This is a genomic window from Azohydromonas aeria (assembly GCF_009760915.1).
In the GTDB taxonomy this organism is placed as follows: Bacteria; Pseudomonadota; Gammaproteobacteria; order Burkholderiales; family Burkholderiaceae_C; genus Azohydromonas; species Azohydromonas aeria.
The window spans coordinates 1-1791 of record NZ_VIDQ01000185.1 but is presented as its reverse complement, the minus strand read 5'-3'; the positions used below and the strand labels follow the sequence as shown (position 1 = coordinate 1791).

The 1791-nt window shown below is 75.2% G+C and carries 1 protein-coding gene; it reads left to right on the top strand.

Annotated elements, in window-relative coordinates; genetic code table 11:
* Positions 1-1791: type VI secretion system Vgr family protein (locus FJ694_RS36355; protein ID WP_157272377.1), on the top strand; the 1791-nt coding region annotated here is incomplete at both ends.

Here is a 1791-nt window from a genome sequence, read left to right as displayed (position 1 = left end):
CGGCGATGCGCTGTCCCTGTGGCTGGACCAGGACCGCCGCCCGATCCGGCTGCGCTTCGCGCGACGCGTGGGTGAGCACCTGGACGACGTGCTGCTGCCGCAGCGGCTGCACGTCAGCGAGGGGCTGTGCGAAGGGCTGACCGCCCGGCTCACCTGCCTGACGCCGTGCCCCGGCCTGGACGTGGCCGCGCTTGTGGGCGTGCCGCTGGAAGCGCAGCTCGTCACCGACCGCGGCGGGCTGCGGCGCTTCTGCGCCGTGGTCACGCAGGCGCGGCTGGGCCAGGGCGACGGCGGGCTCACCGCCGTGCAGCTCACCGCGCAGGACGTCATGGCCGTGATGGCGCAGCGGCGCGGCAACCGCGTCTTCCTCGACCAGAGCGCCCTCGACATCGCGCGCACGGTGCTCTCGGGCTGGCGCACGCGCTTTCCCGCGCTGGCGCGCTGCTTCGAGTGGCAGCTGCTGGCCATCGACGAGGTGCGCTATCCGCGGCGCGCCTGCACGCTGCAGCTGCACCAGAGCGACGCGGCCTTCCTGCGCGCTCTGCTGGCGCGCGAGGGCATCGGCTGGTTCATCCGCCCGGGGGCGGACGGCGAGGACGGCACGCCGCGCCAGGAACTGGTGCTCTTCGACGACCTGCGGCACCTGCCGGCCAACGCCGCCGGGCCGGTGCGCTTTCACCACAGCCGCGGCACCGAGCAGCGCGATGGCATCGCCCTGCTGGCGCCCACGCACACGCTGGCGCCGGGCAGCGTGCGCTGGGCCAGCTGGGACCACGAGCGCGCGCGGGTGGACGTTTCGCTGCAGGAGCAGCGCCTCGACGACACCACGCTGGCCGGGGCGCTGCGCGACGCGCGCATCGTGCTGCCGCATGCCGGCAACGACCTGGACGACCTCGACCGCCTGGCGCGCGTGGCGCTGCGCCGCCATGCGGGCAGCGCGCAGTGCCTGCACGGCGCGGGCACGCTGCGCGACCAGGCCGTGGGCGAATACAACCGCATCGAGGGCCATGCCGCCATCGACGCGGCCGCGCTTCGGGACCCGCGCCGCGGCGAGTTCGTCAGCGTCCGGCTGGAGCACTGGGCGCGCGGCAACCTGCCCAAGGAACTCGATGCGCGCGCGCAGGCGCTGCTGGACGCCTCCGCGGGGCAAGACGGCCCATCGGGCGTGCCACTCATGGACGCCGACGAGCGCTACGTCAACCGCTTCGCGGCCGTGGCGCGCGACGCGCCCTGGGCGCCGCCGTGGGACCCGTCGCTCGACCTGCCCGCGCTGCCGCTGATGACGGCCAGCGTCATGGGCGTGGAGGGCGTGCCGGTGTGGTGCGACGAGCTGGGGCGCGTGAAGGTGCAGTTCCACGGCCTGGATGCCGAGGACCACGCGCACGCCGGCGGCGCGGGCACCAACGGCAACGCCGGCGACGGCGCCTGGGTGCGCGTCAACGGGCTGTGGTGCGGCTCGGGCTTCGGCGTGGTGTTCCCGCTGCGCCCGGGCATGGAGGTGAGCATCGGCTTCGAGATGGGCGACCCGTCGCGCCCGGTGATCCTGGGCAGCCGCCACCACGCCAGCAACGTGGCGCCGCGCTTCGACGGCCTGATCGGCCTGCCGCACAACCACGGCTTGAGCGGCATCGTCACGCGCGAGCTCGGCGGCAGCCGCGGGCAGCAGCTGCGCTTCAACGACAGCCCGCGGGGCTTCAGCGCGCAGCTCGCCAGCGACCACGCGGCCAGCCAGCTCAACCTGGGCGACCTGGCCACGCCGATGCGCCAGGGGCGGACGACTCCGCGGGGCGA